The 16,003-nt window shown below is 69.6% G+C and carries 9 protein-coding genes, 1 tRNA gene and 1 pseudogene; 4 read left to right on the top strand and 7 right to left on the bottom strand.

The window, feature by feature from the left end; genetic code table 11:
• Positions 1-31: 31 nt before the first annotated feature.
• The 4 genes from ACFWEP_RS12745 to ACFWEP_RS12730 all read right to left on the bottom strand — a co-directional run bounded on the left by ACFWEP_RS12745 (position 32) and on the right by ACFWEP_RS12730 (position 4,665).
• A complete protein-coding gene (locus tag ACFWEP_RS12745; RefSeq protein ID WP_387369308.1) occupies positions 32-925 on the bottom strand; it encodes a carbohydrate ABC transporter permease in 894 nt (297 codons plus the stop codon).
• Complete coding sequence (locus ACFWEP_RS12740) at positions 922-1,923, bottom strand: carbohydrate ABC transporter permease (RefSeq protein WP_387369306.1); 1,002 nt, start codon at positions 1,921-1,923, stop codon at positions 922-924. The genes ACFWEP_RS12745 and ACFWEP_RS12740 overlap by 4 nt, the downstream gene beginning before the upstream one ends.
• Positions 1,924-2,007: 84 nt before the next feature.
• Entirely contained in the window at positions 2,008-3,390 is a 1,383-nt protein-coding gene (locus ACFWEP_RS12735) for an ABC transporter substrate-binding protein (RefSeq protein WP_387369304.1), read from the bottom strand.
• A gap of 93 nt (positions 3,391-3,483) precedes the next feature.
• On the bottom strand, positions 3,484-4,665 hold the full coding sequence (locus tag ACFWEP_RS12730; RefSeq protein WP_387369302.1) for a substrate-binding domain-containing protein: 1,182 nt from the start codon (positions 4,663-4,665) through the stop codon (positions 3,484-3,486).
• Positions 4,666-5,001: 336 nt separating this feature from the next.
• On the opposite strand from ACFWEP_RS12730, the gene ACFWEP_RS12725 reads away from it, so the two are divergent.
• The gene (locus ACFWEP_RS12725) at positions 5,002-5,862 is read left to right on the top strand and encodes a sulfite exporter TauE/SafE family protein (RefSeq protein WP_387369300.1); all 861 of its coding nucleotides are present in this window, start codon (positions 5,002-5,004) and stop codon (positions 5,860-5,862) included.
• Between the two features lie 77 nt (positions 5,863-5,939).
• On the opposite strand, the gene ACFWEP_RS12720 is transcribed toward ACFWEP_RS12725, so the two are convergent.
• Together ACFWEP_RS12720 and ACFWEP_RS12715 are read right to left on the bottom strand one after the other, a co-directional pair.
• Positions 5,940-6,425 (bottom strand): hypothetical protein, encoded by a 486-nt coding sequence (locus tag ACFWEP_RS12720; RefSeq protein ID WP_387369298.1) that lies wholly within the window; start codon positions 6,423-6,425, stop codon positions 5,940-5,942.
• A 204-nt stretch (positions 6,426-6,629) separates the two neighbouring features.
• Positions 6,630-7,154, bottom strand: coding sequence for a DUF309 domain-containing protein (locus ACFWEP_RS12715; protein WP_387369296.1), 525 nt, complete (start codon positions 7,152-7,154; stop codon positions 6,630-6,632).
• A 118-nt stretch (positions 7,155-7,272) separates the two neighbouring features.
• On the opposite strand from ACFWEP_RS12715, the gene ACFWEP_RS12710 reads away from it, so the two are divergent.
• A complete protein-coding gene (locus tag ACFWEP_RS12710; protein WP_387369294.1) occupies positions 7,273-9,918 on the top strand; it encodes an ATP-binding protein in 2,646 nt (881 codons plus the stop codon).
• A 50-nt stretch (positions 9,919-9,968) separates the two neighbouring features.
• Positions 9,969-10,042 (top strand) — tRNA-Pro (locus tag ACFWEP_RS12705).
• Positions 10,043-10,152: 110 nt separating this feature from the next.
• On the opposite strand, the pseudogene ACFWEP_RS12700 reads toward ACFWEP_RS12705, so the two are convergent.
• Positions 10,153-10,946: pseudogene (locus ACFWEP_RS12700) on the bottom strand (tyrosine-type recombinase/integrase).
• A 1,997-nt stretch (positions 10,947-12,943) separates the two neighbouring features.
• Here ACFWEP_RS12700 and ACFWEP_RS12695 point away from each other — a divergent pair.
• The gene (locus tag ACFWEP_RS12695; RefSeq protein WP_387369310.1) at positions 12,944-15,862 is read left to right on the top strand and encodes an RHS repeat-associated core domain-containing protein; all 2,919 of its coding nucleotides are present in this window, start codon (positions 12,944-12,946) and stop codon (positions 15,860-15,862) included.
• Positions 15,863-16,003: the final 141 nt, after the last annotated feature.

The following is a 16,003-nucleotide window of genomic DNA, read 5'->3' as shown; positions in this document are numbered from 1 at the left end:
CCGCCCCGGGGGACGGGCCGCGACCGCCGCGCTACTTCACGGCGCCCGCGGTGAGCCCCGACCGCCAGAAGCGCTGGAGCAGGGCGAACGCGAGAATGAGCGGGACGACGGCGAGCAACGAGCCCATGATGACGACGGGGTAGTACTCGGGGGAGACCGACGCCGAGCTGTTCCAGGTGTACAGGCCTAGGCTGACCGGATACAGGTCCTGGTTCGAGAGCATCACCATCGGCAGGAAGAAGTTGTTCCAGATGGCGGTGAGCTGGAAGAGGAAGACGGTGACGAGGCCGGGCCCCAGCATCCGCATCGCCACCTTGAAGTAGGTGGCCAGTTCGCCCGCACCGTCCACCCGGGCGGCCTCCAGCACCTCGTTCGGTACGTACCCCTGGCTGAAGATGCGACCCAGGTACACCCCGAACGGGTTGAAGAGCACAGGGATGAAGACGGCCCAGAAGGTGTTGACGAGCCCCGCCTTGGACGCCATCAGATAGAGCGGCAGCGCCAGCACGGTCTGCGGCACCATGACGGCCGCGAGCACCAGACCGAACAGCTTCTCCTTGTGCGGGAAGCGGTACTTGTCGAAGGCGTAGCCCGCGGCGATGCTGATCAGCGCGCCCAGGGCCGCGCCCAGCACCGCGTACAGCAGGCTGTTGGCGTACCAGCGCCCGTACAGCCCCGCGTCCATGGAGAACACGTCCTTCAGGTTCTGGACGAACGAGAAGCCCTTCAGGGAGAGGACGTCGCTCTGGAAGAGCGCGTCGCGGTCCTTGGTCGCCGCCAGCACCAGCCACAGGACGGGCAGCAGGGTGTACAGCACCGAGATGCCCACCACGAGGTTGACGACGGCCCGTCCGGTCAGCCCCGGCCGCCGGGCGGCGGAAGCGGAGCGGCGGGTGGCGGTACGGGGTACGGTCGGAGCGCTCATCGGGCGTCCTCCTCGGCTGCGTTCGCGCGGTTCGTCCACCGGGTGACGCCGTAGGACAGCGCCACCGTGAAGGCCAGCAGGATCACCGAAGCGGCAGCGGCCAGGCCGTAGTTGTTGCGGGTGAACGCGGCGTCGTAGATGTACATGCTGGGGGAGAAGCGGGAGTTGATCATCGGGGTGGACTGGCCGAGCAGCATCGGCTCGGTGAAGAGCTGGAGGGCGAAGATCAGCGTGAACATCGCCACCATCACGATGGAGGAACGCACCAGCGGCGCCTTCACCTGGAGCGCGGTGCGCACCGGCCCCGCGCCGTCGACCACCGACGCCTCGATCACCTCGCGCGGCACGGCCTGCAACGCGGCGTAGAAGACGACCATGTTGTAGCCGAGATTGCTCCACAGTGCGATGTTCACGATCGAGGGCACCACGGTGTGCACCCCGAGGAAGTCGACCGTGATGTCCGCCCTGCCGAGAACGTCGATCACCGGGCTGAGCCCCGGGGTGTAGAGGTACAGCCAGATGATCGCGGCGATGATGCCCGGCACCGCGTGCGGCAGGAAGAGCGCGAGCTGCGCCCAGGCGCGCAGCCGCACCACGCCGGAGTCCAGCAGCAGGGCCAGCGCGAGCGCGCCGACCACGATCAGCGGGATGTAGATCAGGCAGTACAGCGCGACGATGCCGAGTCCGCCGAGGAAGGTCGGGTCGGTGAGCACGGCCACGTAGCTGCGCACTCCGACGAAGACGGTCTTTTCGGGCCCGAAGCCGAGTCCGGGTTGGTCGTCGCTGAAGAAACTCAGCCAGATCGCGGTGCCGACCGGGATGAGGAAGACGGTCACCAGGAGGACGAAGAACGGTGTCATCAGAGCGCCGGCGGCGCCGAGTTCACGCCGGCGCGCCGTCACGCGGCCGCCCCTCGCCCGGGCGGGCCGTGCGGGACGCACGGACCGCCCCGCACCGCTCACGGGGGCTACGGGCGGGGTGGTGCTGGTGCTGGCCATGGGGTCACCTGCCTCTCTGCTGCGTGGGGTGTAGTGCCTGGCGGAGGCCGGTGGGGAGCCGGCGCGAGGGCACCCGGGTGCGGCTCACGTGGAACGCTCGCTGGTGGCGAGGCCGAGCGCCCGCAGATCGGGCATGGTGCCCTCCTGCGCGGCTTCGATCGAACCCAGCAGCGAGCCCTTGCCGCCGCTCGCCCGGGCGAACCCGTCCTGCATGACCTTGCCGGTGGCGGTCATCCGGGGACCCCAGATCCAGCCGTCCCGGACGATGCGCGCCTGCTCCTCGAAGACCCGGTAGATGTCCTGGCCCGCGTAGTAGGAGCGGTCGAACGCCTGACTGCCCACGGAGACGAGGCCGGGCGCGGCCGGGTACTGGCTGCTCGCCCCGCTGGAGAGCCGGGCCCGCAGCGCGTCCGGGTGCGAGACCTGCCACTCGATGAACTCCATCGCGGCCTCCGGATGCGCACAGTCCTTCGTCACCGCGAAGGTGGACCCGCCGTGTGTCCCGTTGGACGGGTCCGCCGTGTCCCACTGCGGGAACGGCGCGATCGCCCACTGCCCCTTCTGGCCAGGGCGGGCCTTCATCTGGGCCCCCGCGTCCCAGGCGCCGCTGAGGCGGACGAGCACGGATCCGTTGCCGATCTGCGCGTCGCTCTGACGGCTCTCCACGGCGTTCATGAACACCTGCTCCCGGTCGATGAGCCGCTGCCAGTACGCGGCGACGCGCCGGGTCGGGGCGTCGGCGAGCGAGACGTTCCAGGTGTCGCCGGTGGTGGAGAACCACTGGGCGCCGGCCTGCCAGGCGTACGCGGCCATCTGCGTGGCACCGTCGGTGGGGAAGAGGACGAGCCGCCGCTCACCGCCCTTGCGCCGTACGGTCGCCGCCGCCTCCTCGAACTCGTCCCAGGTGCGCGGCACACGGAGCCCGTACTTCTCGAACAGGTCGGTGCGGTAGTGCATCACCATCGGTTCGAGGTCGAGCGGGACGGAGAAGATCTTCTTGTCGAACGTGGTGAGCCCCAGCGCCTGCGGAAGCAGCTTGGCGCGGAGCGTGTCGCTGACGAGGCCGGTGAGGTCCCGGGCGACACCGTCGATGGCGAACCCGGGTACCTGCGGGTACTCCAGGGTGGCCACGTCCGGGGCGTTTCCCGCCCGGGCGGCGTTGCTGAGCTTGGCGTAACCGCCCTGACCGCCCGAGGGGATCTGCTGGAAATCGACCTCGATGGTGCGGTGACCGCGGTTGAAGGCGTCCACCACCTCCTGGCTGCCCCGAAGGGCGGACCAGAAGGTGATACGGACTTTGCCGCCCTTACTGCTGGTGTGACCGGTGCTGCCGGTAGTGCTCGTGGTGTCTGTACTGCTCGTGCTCCGCCCTGATGTCCCGCCGCCGGAGCAGGCACTGAGTGCACCTGCCACCGGCAGCGAGGCCATCGTGGCCAGCACGGACCGACGACTCTGTCGATCAGGCATGCGCGCCTCCCGCGGCTCCTGTTCGGGACAACGGGAATCCTGATCGCCTGATCGGAAGCGGTCAATAGATCGATCAGAAGAAATGTAAAGCGGTCAAACGATCGGGCTGTGTGACGGGGTGCCCACTGCCTCCGCCGAGCCGCGCACCTTCAGTTCCGGCAGCAACTCCGTACGCCGCGCGGGCCCTCGTGCCCCCGCGGATCCACTCAGCCGGTACAGCAGCAGCTCGGCGGCGGCCCGCCCGATTTCCGCCTTCGGCGGCGAGACCGCGGTCAACGGCGTGGTGCCCAGCGCGGCCACCACATCGTCGTACGCCACCACCGAGCAGTCCTCCGGCACACGCACCCCGCTCTCGGAGAGCCGCTGGACGAGCATCAACGCGTCCACGTCACCGTGCAGCACGGCCCCGGTGGCACGGCGCTCCCGCAGCACCTCCGCCAGGTCCACCGCCGCACCGGCCTCGCCGCGCCCGCCGGAGCCCTCTTCGCCCCGCTCGCTCCCCCCGCCGTACCCGACGTCCGAGGCGACCGCGTCCGGCGAACTGAGCACCGTGTGCCAGTCCTCCACCTCCGGCCGCGCGGCGGCGATCTCCGCGAAGGCCGCCCGGATGCTCCGGGCGGTCGGGCTGTCGTCCCGGGCGGCCAGCACGATGCGGCGGTGCCCCAGGGACACCAGGTGGTCGACGGCGAGATGGACGCCGTACCAGTGGTCGGAACAGACCGAGTCCAGGGCGTGCAGCGCACTCCCCGGGCGGGGCCTGCGCTCCATCAGCACAGTGGGCACCCCGACTTCGGCGAGCCACTCGTTGTCGGACTCCTCCCATCCGGCGCCGCGCCAGCGCGGCGCGATCAACAGCCCCCGAGCACCGGCCGCGAGCGCCTGCTCCACCAGGGGCCGCTCCGTCCCCCGGGCCTGCGGGGCGATGTGCAGCGCGACCCGCACACCGTGCTCGTCCAGCACCGAACGGGCGCCGTGCAGGGTCTCGTAGAGGTACGAATGACGCTCCGGCACGACGAGCGCGACCGGGCCGCCCTCGACCCCCGCGCCGGCCCGCGCCGCCGCGGGGGCGGTCGCCGGGTCCTCGGCCGGGGACGTGGACCGTGCCACACCATGCCCGCGCCTGAGCCGTCCCGCGCGGGCCAGTTCCTCCACGTCCCGGCGCACCGTGACCACGGAGACCTCGAGTTCCTCGGCGAGCGCGGTGACCTTCACCGCCCCTCGCGACCGCACCACCGCGAGGATTCGCTGCCGCCTGAGTTCCACCGGCTCCCGCATGCTGTTGGCCCCTTACCCCGTACTGCCGCATGGTGTTCGTTTGAGCGCTTCTTCGATCGCTCGCGGGCGCAGCATAGGCAGATCGTCCCGGGCGGACGCCAGGGGTGGGGCGGGGAGGCCGTCCGCCGGGGTGGCCGGCGGTGCCGACGGGTGGCGTGTGGTGCCGCGTGGGTGGTGCTGGTCGGGTGGCGGGTGGTGTGTGGTGCGCCGGGTGTGGGCGGTGCGCCGGGTGGTGTGTGGTGCGCCGGGTGTGGGCGGTGCGCCGGGTGGTGTGTGGTGCGCCGGGTGTGGGCGGTGCGCCGCGTCCGCATCGATGTGTTTAGCATTCGGTACGCAATGGATACCCTCACGCTTGCCCAAGTGGCCGTGCTCGCCGCGGCGTCCGCCCTCGTCGGCTTTTCGAAGACGTCGATCAACGGCGCCAACACGATCAGTCTCGCGGTCTTCGCGGCCGTGCTCCCGGCCCGCGAGTCCACCGGCGTGCTGCTCCCCCTCCTGATCGCCGGGGACGTCCTCGCCGTTCTCGTCTACCGGCGGCACGCGCACTGGCCGACCCTGCTACGGCTCTTCCCCGCCGTCGCGGTCGGCCTGGTGGCCGGAACGCTCTTCCTGAAGTACGCGGGCGACGGCGCGGTACGGGGGTCGATCGGAGCCATTCTGCTCGTCATGGTCGGCGTCACGCTCTGGCGGCGCCGGCGGACGACAGGACCGGTGGCCGACGGGGAGCGGGCGGAAGGCGGCCACGGCGGCGAGGCCGAGCCCGGTACGGAGGCCGGGGAAGGGGCGGCGGGAGCGGAGGGTGCGGTGCCGGCGGGTCCTCCGGAGCGGCGGGCCCGCAACGCCGCACGCGCTCAGGCGGGAACCTACGGGGTACTCGGCGGCTTCACCACCATGGTGGCCAACGCGGCCGGCCCCGTCATGTCGCTGTACCTGCTCTCCTCCGGGATGCGCAAGCTCGGCTTCCTCGGCACGTCCGCCTGGTTCTTCCTGATCGTCAACGTGACCAAGGTGCCGTTCAGCGTGGGGCTCGGTCTGATCGACGGGCGCTCCCTGCTGCTCGACGCGGTTCTGGTGCTCTTCGTCCTGCCCGGCGCCTGGCTGGGCCGCCGATGCGTGGACCGGATCAACCAGCGGCTCTTCGAACAAATCGTGCTCGTGGCGACGGTGGTGGGCGGGCTCCAGCTGCTGCTGCTCTGAGAGGGCCCGCCGCCCGATACCGGTCGGACGTGCGGACGCGAAGGGCGCGGCGTTGTGGGTGCCCGCATCCTCGTTGCTCAGGGAAGCAGCAGCCAGTCCGTCCCGACGGCGGCGATCAGGCCGATGCCGAGCAGCCAACTCGCGAGTCTCGTACGCCCGTTGCGGCTGAGCTCCATCACCACGCCGCACAGGATCAAGGCGAGCCCGTAGACGCCGACGACCAGGACCGACGAACGGCTGGCGATGCGCATCCACAGGACCACCGCCATCACCGCCATGCCCACCGAGGACAGGGCGATGCGCAGGCGTCTGGCCTGACGAGGCGTCAGGCGCCGCTCTCCTTCGGCCTCCGCTCCCGTCTCCTGCTCAAAGACGTCCTGCTCCGGGGCCGCCTCGTCGCGCGCGGCTTCCCCGCCGGGGGCCGTTCCCCCGGGTGGTGCGCCTTCTGTCTCGTCCTCACGGCCCCCGTGGACCTGGTCGTGGTTCTCGTCCTGGTCCTGGTTCGCGTCCTCGTCCTCGACCCGGACCTGTTCCCGGACCTGTTCCCGGTCAGCAGTGCTCATGGAGCCGGATCGTAACGGCTGTCCGCCGCAGGGGGTACGGCGAGTCCCGGGGGGCCGGGGCACGCGGGTCCTCGACGGTGCCCCTGTCCGGTCGCGCGGGCGGTGGCCGCCGAGGGTATCCGTCAGCCGCGACCGGTATCCGGAACGGGGCCCCGCACCACCGGACTCGGCCGAACGCGGACGGGCCGCGATCCCGGGGCGCCCCTACGGACGGAGCCGAGGCGCCTCCGCGGCGGCGTCCACGCCGCCGGCCCCGCGCCCCCGGTCCGCCGGACGAGGAACGGCCCCCGCCTCCGGGGGCTCCACCCGCCCCGCCAGTTCCCGGGCCCAGCCGATCAGTGCGCCGACACCGATTCCGTACGGTCCGCGGGTGCGGTACGCCTCCAGTACCGCCGCTCCCCGGCGCAGCAACCGGGCACCTCCTACCGCGTTTCCGCGCGCCGCGTGCGTCAGGCCCACCGCCAACTGGGCCATGGCACGCCAGAGTTCGCGGTCCTCCTCGGGGCCCGACTTCCAGGCGTCCTCGAAGACCTCGTGCGCGTGGAAGGGCATGCCCCCGTCCAGCAGCCGTTGGGCCTCGCGCAAGGTCTCCTCGGGAGAGCGCACCACACCTTCGGGCTGACGGCCGACCCCCTCGGTCCCGTAGGGCAGGGGACGACCCAGCCCGTCCCGGGGGCGCGCGTTGCGCGCTCGGCCTTCGGTGTCGCGGTCCCTGTGCTTTTCGTCCACGGCTCGATTGTGCACCTGAGCGGCTCTTACCTGCGGCGAAGTGTTCGAACCACCGCCCGCGCCGCCCCGTGCACGACTACGCTCGGCTCTGTCCGCATCACCTTGGGGAAGGGGAGGCATGAAGCCGTCCCGGCCGTTGTACGAGCGCGATCCCGAACTCGCCGCAGCAGCAGACGCGGTGGCCGCGCTCTGTGGCGCGCAGGCCGTCGGTGGCCTGCTGGTCTGCAGCGGGGAGGCGGGACTCGGCAAGACCGCGTTGCTGGCGGAGATCCGGGCCATGGCCGCCGACCGCTGCACCGTCTGGTCGGCGCGCGGCGGTGAGACCGTCACGTCGGTGCCGTTCCACGTCGTGCGCCAACTGCTGCAACCCGCGCTCGTCCAGATCCCGACCGACCAGCTCCGTGAGCTGTTCGGCGACTGGTACGAGACCACCGCACCCGCCCTCGGACTCGCGCAGCCCAGCGGACCGCAGCCGGACCCCCAGGGTGTCCGTGACGGCCTCGACCACGTCGTCCGCCAACTCGCGATCCGGCACAGTCACCGGCCCCTGCTGCTCATCGTCGACGACGCGCACTGGGCGGACGGCGAATCCCTCGACTGGCTCTCCTCGTTCACCGAGAACCTCGGCGATCTGCCTTTACTCGCCGTTCCCGCCTACCGTCCCCGAGAAATGGCCGACCGAGGGAGGGCTGGGGCGTTCGACCCGAACGCGGCGAGCGACCCCGCCAGGCTCGTCCGCGTCCCCCTGAGCGCGCTCACCCCGGACGCGACCGCCCACCTGGTCCGGGAGACCCTCGGGGAGCACGCGGACGATCCGTTCTGCCGCGAGGTCTGGGCGGTCACCGGAGGCAACCCGTACGAGGCGGTCGAACTGGTCGCCAAGGTGCAGGACGAGGAGATGCCGCCGGTGGAGGATTCCGCCGGCCAGCTGCGCGAACTCGGCGCCTCCGCCCGGGGCCGCGGGCTCGTCGCCCGTCTCGAACGGCTGGGAACCAACGCCAACAGGTTCGCCTGGGCCGCCGCCGTACTGGGCACGGAGATCTCCCGGGACATCGCGGCCAACCTGGCGGGGATGAGCGCGGCGGAGGCCGCCGACTGCACCCACAAGCTCCGCGAGGCCCGCATCGTCACCGGTTTCGACCCGCTGGAGTTCGTCCACCCGCTCATCGCCTCGACCATCTACGACTCGATCCCGGGGGCCACCCGGACGGCCATGCACGGACGGGCGGCCTGGGCCCTCACCGACGCCGGACACGGCGTCGCGGCGGCCTCGCGTCATCTGCTCGAAGTGCACCCGGACGACGACCAGGGTGTGGTCAGACAGCTCCGCGAGGCGGCCAGGCACCACCTCGCGGTCGGTGCTCCGGAAGCCGCCCGGCGCTGTCTGGAACGCGCCGTCGAAGAGCCGCCCCGGCCCGAGGACCACGCGCTGATCCTCTACGAACTGGGCTGCGCCACGCTCCTCAGCTCGCCCGCCACCACCGTGCGCCATCTGCGGAACGCTCTCGACACACCAGGTCTGGACGACCGCCAGCGGGTGGACGCGATCTTCCGGCTCGCCGCAGCGCTGGCCCACAACAACGAGCTCAAGGAGGCGGCCGACACCCTCGCGGCAGAGTCGGCACGTACCGCTCCCGGGCCGGGCCTGATGCGTCTGCAGGCCGCGCACTTCCAGTGGGAGGGGATGCAGCGGGAGGAGTACGACGGTGCGGCCCGCTCGCGCAGGCTCGCCTGCAACGCGAACCATCTGGAAGGCCGGGACAACCCCGAGCGCGCCCTGATCACCCTGCGCGCCTTCGACGCGATGATGCGGGGCGAGAGCGCCGAGCTCGTAGTCGAGTACTGCGAACGCGCGCTGGTCGACGGCAGCCCGGCCCGTGGCCTCGGCTGGACGGACCCGGAGTGGGGATTCGAGTTCCCCACCATGGTCGGCATCACCTATGCCTTCACCGACCAGTACGAGCGGGCCCAGAGCCTGTTCGGCGAAGCGGTGCGGGCCTTCGAGATCTCCGGCTGGAGCGGCGCGCACCTCGCCTTCGCCCATACCCTGCTCGGCCTCGTCGCCCGCCGTCGCGGAAGGCTCGCGGAGGCCGAGGGCTTCCTGCGCGAAGGACTGCGGCTCGCCGACCGTGTCGGCAGCGGCCTTCCCGTCCACTGGGACGCGGCGTGCCTCCTCATCGACACTCTGCTCGCGCGGGGCCGCACGGCCGATGCCCGCAAGGTCGCGGACCAGTACCAGTTCGGTGCCCCGTACCCCAGCGCCATGGTCCTCCCGGACGCCCCGTGCATCAGCGGCCGGCTTCTGCTGGCCGAGGGACGGACCGAGGAGGCCATCGCCGAGCTCGAAGCGGCGGGGCTCGCGCTGGAGGTGCGCCAGCGGCACAACGGCGTCTGGGCACCCTGGGCGTTCGATCTGGCCCGCGCGCTGCGTGACACGGACCCGGCCAAGGGTGCGGAGATCGCCGCCCAGGCCAGGAAGCACGCGGAACGCTTCGGAACGGACACCGCGATCGGCGAGGCCCTGCGCTGCCTGGCGGTGTTCGCGCCCGCCGAAGAGGCCGAGAAGCTGCTGGCCGACGCCGTACGCCACCTGGAGGCGTCCACCTCCGAGTACGAGCACGCGCTCGCCAGGTACGAGTACGGCATCGCGATCCGCAGTACCCGGGAGCTCGGCCGTGCCCACAAGCTGGCCCTCGCCTGCGGTGCCGACGGACTCGCCAACCGCGCCCAGCAGGCACGCGCGTCGATTCGACCCTCGGAGTGAGGTAATGTTTTCCCTGCGCGGCCGACCGGGAACACCGGGAGGAAACGCGGCGGGACGTGGCGCAGCTTGGTAGCGCACTTGACTGGGGGTCAAGGGGTCGCAGGTTCAAATCCTGTCGTCCCGACTGGAGACAGTCGCAGATGAGGGCCGGTTTCGGAGCAATCCGAGACCGGCCCTTGATCGTTTTTGGGGACCAGTTGGGGACCATCTGGAGGTCCAGCGTCCTTGACCGGGTCAGCGGGTCATGACGATGGGGCTCGGCAGTGAGCGTGGTGCGCGCAGCACGTTGAAGTGGGCCGAGAGCGCCGCCCCGGCGGCCGTGATCTCGTGGACGTCCGGGTGCAGATAGCGCTGGGTGGTGGTCAGCGAACCGTGGCCGGCGATTCTGCGGAGGACACGTGGACCCCGGCGTCGGCGAACCAGGTCAGTCCCGTGTGTCGGAGGTCGTGGCGGCGCAGATGCTCGTAGCCGAGCTTGGTGACCACGTCGTCCCAGTGTGTGGCGTCGCGCAGGACGGCGGTGGAGATAGGTCCGCCGCGCGGGCCCGTGAACAGGCGCGCGTCCGGATTGGGGCCGGCGGACAGGATGCGCTGGGCGACGAGGGGCCGGATCTCCTCGACGATAGGAACCTTGCGAGCCCGCTTGCCCTTGGTGCCTTTGTCGGTCAGCCCGCCGGGCGCGGGTGTGCTCTGACGCCGCACGGTCCAGATCCAATGGGTGGTGTCGATGTCTCCGACGCGGCAGCCTGAGATCTCCCCCGATCCGTGCTGCGGTGCACGCGGCGAAGATGACCACGTCTCCCCAGCCGCGGTACTCGTCGTGGGAGGCGGCCACGAGCGCGCGATGATGGACTGGAGCCACTCCTGCGCTTCACCCTCGTCCGCCTTCCCCTCCGACAGGGACAGACGCCGCTTCGAAGCCGGATCGAACCAGCGGACTCGCGCGCGGTACGGGTTGGGGCGATCAGGCCGGTACTCGATGTCGGTGGTGAGTCGGACACCGACCGGCACAATGGACTTGTCGGCCATCATGCGTTTCGGCGTGGGACGGTCCGGTGGCGACGCAGCCATTCCTCAACGTCGACCGCGCTATACATGATGACGCGTTCCGAAACGGAGACGAACGGCGGGCCCTGGGGAGGCTGAGCTGTGCGCCAACGGCGCAGAGTCGAGGTTTACACGCAGGCAGGCGGCGAGGTCGCGTGTCGAATACCAGGCATTGGCCAGGAGAGACGACCGGCTGTCATCTTGGACGAAACGGGCACTGCTTCATTCTTCGTATGCATCTGACGGCCTGTGTAGTCTGCTATCGGTTCGGTGGGCAAGGGTGGTGGATCTCCGGGGGTACGGAGCACCAAAGGGATACATAAGGCGGTCGGCGACAAGCGGGACGGCCCGCAGGTGGAGAACCGTGGGGTTCTGCATAAACAGAAGCGGTGAGTCTCTTCTGATGGGCCTGATCCGCAGTGGTGCTCTGGGCAAACGGTGGACAACAATCGTCTGCAGAATCGCCGGTTTGGCTAACCGGCGATGTGCGGCTACGTTGCCCTCATTTGCGACGCGGTGAGCGTCACGTACTGTGCCGATCAATGTTTCTCGATGATCCACCACGTGGAGTGCGTGGCGATCCTGGAGCCGGTCGCGAAGGGCGTCTGACCTGCGGGTTTAGGTGGTGTGCGTTTTGGGCGGTGTGGGCGTTACGGGCGATATCCTGACGCTGAAATGACGCTCGCGGCGGTGTCTTGACGCTCATTTTACGCTCGTTCTGATGAGGCGTCAGGTGCCCTGGGTGGCTGGTCAGGCGGCCCTCGGCTGCGCGAGTGGAGCTGGTTGCCGGGGAATTTCGGTGGTGCAGAGCGGCCCCATGCTGCTGCCTGCGCATTGTGCCGGCAGGTTCTTCGTTGTCGTAGTTGTCCTCCTCGGGCCGCTCCAGGTCGTACGAACCGTCGGCGTCGAGGGTGAAGGGCATCCGCTCACGTACCGACTCCCGATCAAGCATCGCGACCAAAGGCAACGCACCGTCAAGTCCCTCGTGTGGCAGACCTTGTTGAGTGAAGAACACTTCCATAATGCAGAAGGTAGTAGCCCGCGTACGGACAGTGAGACCGTGAGCCGCTGTCACACTGCCCGGATAAACGCGGACACCGGCCGCCTGGACGTCGTTCCCGCCGCCACGGCGTTCGCCACGAAGCTCTGGTGGACCGTCCCGAAGCTGACCGCGGCCGCCAATGTGCGGGTTCCCGGAGCGGGCGTCCGCGCTGTGCACGTCCGACGTGGTCATCGGACATCGCGCTCCAGTAGTTGCTGGTCATGGCGACATTTTCCGGTCACATATGCCAGAGCGTTTAGTACCAGATAGCGAACTGTGGGGCCCCGTCGGCCTCACCCTGCAGGCGTGCGGTGGCGATGAGGATGGGCTGATTCCGGGCCGCGTGCGTAAGGAATTCGGGGGAAGCGGCGCGCTGCTTGTGTGGGACCTGTGTGAGGTTGTGTGGGCTCGGTGGCCACTGGGGCTGCCGGGATCGTCTTCGTGTGGGGGGAAGTTGATGTCCATTCATGCCTTTGGTGTGCCCTCGTGGCGTGCCCGTACAACCCTCAGACGCACCGTGACCGCGGCGACAGTCGTGCTGGCGCTGGGGGCTGCGGCATTGCCGGCCATAGCCGACGACCAGCCGGCGCCGGTGTCGGTGTGGGGAAACAAGGATCAGAAACTGGCGAAGCCGGAGGTGCAGGCCGGTGTGAACCGTGCGCCTGCCTCCGCAGCGGCCGCGCCGGCATCGGGGGAGCGGGCGGCGTGGCTGGAGGCCGAGCGGGACCGCACCGACCGGGCGCGTGACGCGGCCGGGGCCGCGGCTCTGGCCCGAAAGCAGAATCAGGGAGCGACCGCCCCGGTGCCCGCCGAGGCCGCCACCGGCGATGTGCCCATCTCGTCTGCCACTCTGCTGGCCGGCATTCCGAAGGGGCAGGGGGATGTTCCCTGGCACCGGATAGCCGATACGCGGCTCACGGACGCGCTGGTGGCGCGGGTGGACTATTCGACGGGCAACCTGATGCTCGCGGGTACCGACTTCGACATCGCCGGGGTGGGGCAGAATTTACAGTTGGCCCGTACGTACAACTCCCTGGACGCCCCGGCCGGGGCGATGTCGCAGCGCTCCTGGTTCACCTACGAGCGCCGTCTGGAGACGTCGTCGACGACCGAGGTCCTCTGGTACGACTCCAGCGGGGCCACCGTGTCCTTCGCGAAGAAGAGCGACGGTACGTTCACCACCCCCGCCGGGTACTCCCGGGACCTGGTGAAGAACAGCGACGGCACCTACACGCTGACCGACCGTAAGTCCGGCACGAAGGACACCTACACCTCTGCAGGCCTCCTGTCCAAGGTCACCGACCGCAACGGCGGTGTCATCACCGTCGCCTCGCACGGCGCGGGTGCCGGTTTCAAGATCACCGAAACCCGGTCCGGGCGGTGGGTGGACGTCACCAACGACGGCGGCGGCTGGTGGCACGCCACCGACCACACCGGCCGGCAGGTCTCCTACCACCTCGACGACGAGGACCGGCTCATCGCGGTCACCGACACCAACATGGCGACCACCGCCTTCGGTTACGACTCCTCCGGCCGCATCGTGTCGGTCACGACACCGATGAACCGGGTCACCCGCTTCGGCTACGACACCCAGAACCGGGTCACCTCCGTGCTGCGAGCGTCCACCGAGGGCGGTACTACCGGGCCGGCCTGGACCTACGCGTACTCCGCCTCGTCGGCCATGGCGGCCGGGACGACGACGGTCACCGACCCCGAGGGCGACTCCACGAAGTACGTCCACAACGCGGACGGTGAAGTCACCAAGGTCACCGACCCGCTCACCCACTCCCGCTCCACGACCTACCTGGCTCACATGGCGTCCACGGCCGTCGACGCCCTGGGCACGGGCGACGACCCCGGCAACACCACGACCTACGGGTGGGACTCCCGCAACAACCCGGTCTCCGCCGCCCTGCCCAGCGGCGCCACCGCGCAGATGACCGGCTGGCTGACCAAGGCGGGCATGGACGTACCCGGAACCCTGACCGGTACGGACAATAACAAGACCGACTACGGCTATGACGCGGTTGGCAACACCACGTCCGTCGCCGTCACCGGAACCGGGGGCTCGACGACGACCGCCGACTACAACCCGGCCACGCCCACCTGTGGCGGGTTCAAGGGCCAGAAGTGCTCGGTCACCGACGCCCGCGGCAAGAAGACCTCGTTCACCTACGACGCCAAGGGCAACCTCAAGACGATCACCCCGCCCTCGCCCCTGGGCGAGACCACGATCAGCTACGACTACGCGGGCCGGCCCGAGATCGTCAAGGACGGCCGCGGCATCCAGACCATCTACGTCTACGACGACCGCGACCGCGTCACCAAGGTCTCCTCCACCAACGCCACCGTCGAATACCGCTACGACGACGACGGCAACCAGACCTGGCGCAAGGACGCCACCGGCGAGACCGACTACGCCTACGACACCCTCTCCCGCGAGTACTTCCGCTCCCTGCAGGACGACTCCGAAGCCACCCTCGCCTACACCGCCGCCGGTGACCTCGACACCTACACCGACCCCATGGGTGCCACCCACTACACCTACGACGACGCCGGCCGCCTCGAGTCGCTCACGGACCCAGCGGGCCGCACCACCACCTACAAGTACAACAGCAACGACGGGCGCACCCACACGTATTACCCCGGTGGCACGGTGCAGGAGGTCACTCTCGACGAGGACGGCAAGCCCTCCGCCGTCAAAACCACCAACGCCACCAGCACCCTGGTCGACCTGACCTACACCTACACCCAGGCCTCCGGCGCCCCCGGCACGAAGATCTACAGCCGCACCGACCACGCCACCGGCCTCAAGACCGCCTACACCTACGACAGTGCCGGGCGCCTGTCCTACGCCAAGGAGACCAACTCCTCGGGCACCCGGACCGCTTCCTGGCTCTACTGCTTCGACGCGGCCGGCAACCTCACCCACCAGGACACCACCGCCGCCACCTGCCCCACCACCCTCACCTACGCCTACGACGACGCCTCCGAGCTGTTCAAGAGCAACGGCTCCACCACCGGTTGGTCCTACGACCAGGTCGGCAACGAAACGGCCGCCGCCCCGGCCGGCGGCACCGCGCGCACCGGTGAATCGTGGTCGGACTACAGCCAGCTCGTCGGCATCACCACCGGCGGCACCAGCAGCCAGGCCAAGCACGCCGGAACCACCAACGACGAGCGCACCAAGCTCGGTGACACCTGGTTCCACCAGACCCAACTCGGCCTCGCCTCCACCACCACCGGATCAACCGACACGGGATTCGTCCGGGAACCGGCGGGCACCCTCAACTCCATGAGCAGGAGCGGGAAGAGCTACTACTACCTCACCGACGCCACCGGCAACGTCCTCGGCGCCGTCGACCAGGCAGGCACCCGCACCCACGCCTACGCCTACACCCCCACCGGCACCGCACGCACCACCCCCACCGAAACAGCGCCCCAGCCCTACCGGTTCGCCGGCGCCTACAACGACCCCACCGGCCTCTACAAAATGGGCGCCCGCTACTACGACCCCGCCCTCGGCCGCTTCACCCAACCCGACCCCTCCGGCCAAGAGAAGAACGCCTACCTCTACGCCGAAGGCGACCCCATCAACCACACCGACCCCTCGGGGACCTTGAGCTTTGACAGCATCGGCAACTCTCTCGGGATCGGCTCAATTCTCTACGCAGGTTTCACCGGTGGCACCGGAGCGGCTGAATCAGCCACAGCTGCCATGATCGCAGATGTAGGTATCACTGCTCTGTGTGAAGCAGGAGCGGCAGCATCTACCGGACCCGGAGCCGTTCCTGCTCTCCCCTTCTGCATGGCCATAGGCGCGGCTGCTGGCACCTATGTCGGCGCGACATACTAGAACCGTATAGCCCAGTGGTGGGGGCGGCACGAAACCGCCCCCCCCCACCGGGGAACGCGCGCATCGGCGTTTGAATATAAAAGGGAGTGGGGTTTGTAGAACCGGGAAGAGGGAGTCAAAAATAGGTTGGGGGGGGGGTTA

This window comes from Streptomyces sp. NPDC060198 (assembly GCF_042728415.1).
In the GTDB taxonomy this organism is placed as follows: Bacteria; Actinomycetota; Actinomycetes; order Streptomycetales; family Streptomycetaceae; genus Streptomyces.
The sequence above is the reverse complement of the archived record's forward strand: the minus strand, read 5'-3'. Positions and strand labels throughout refer to the sequence as shown.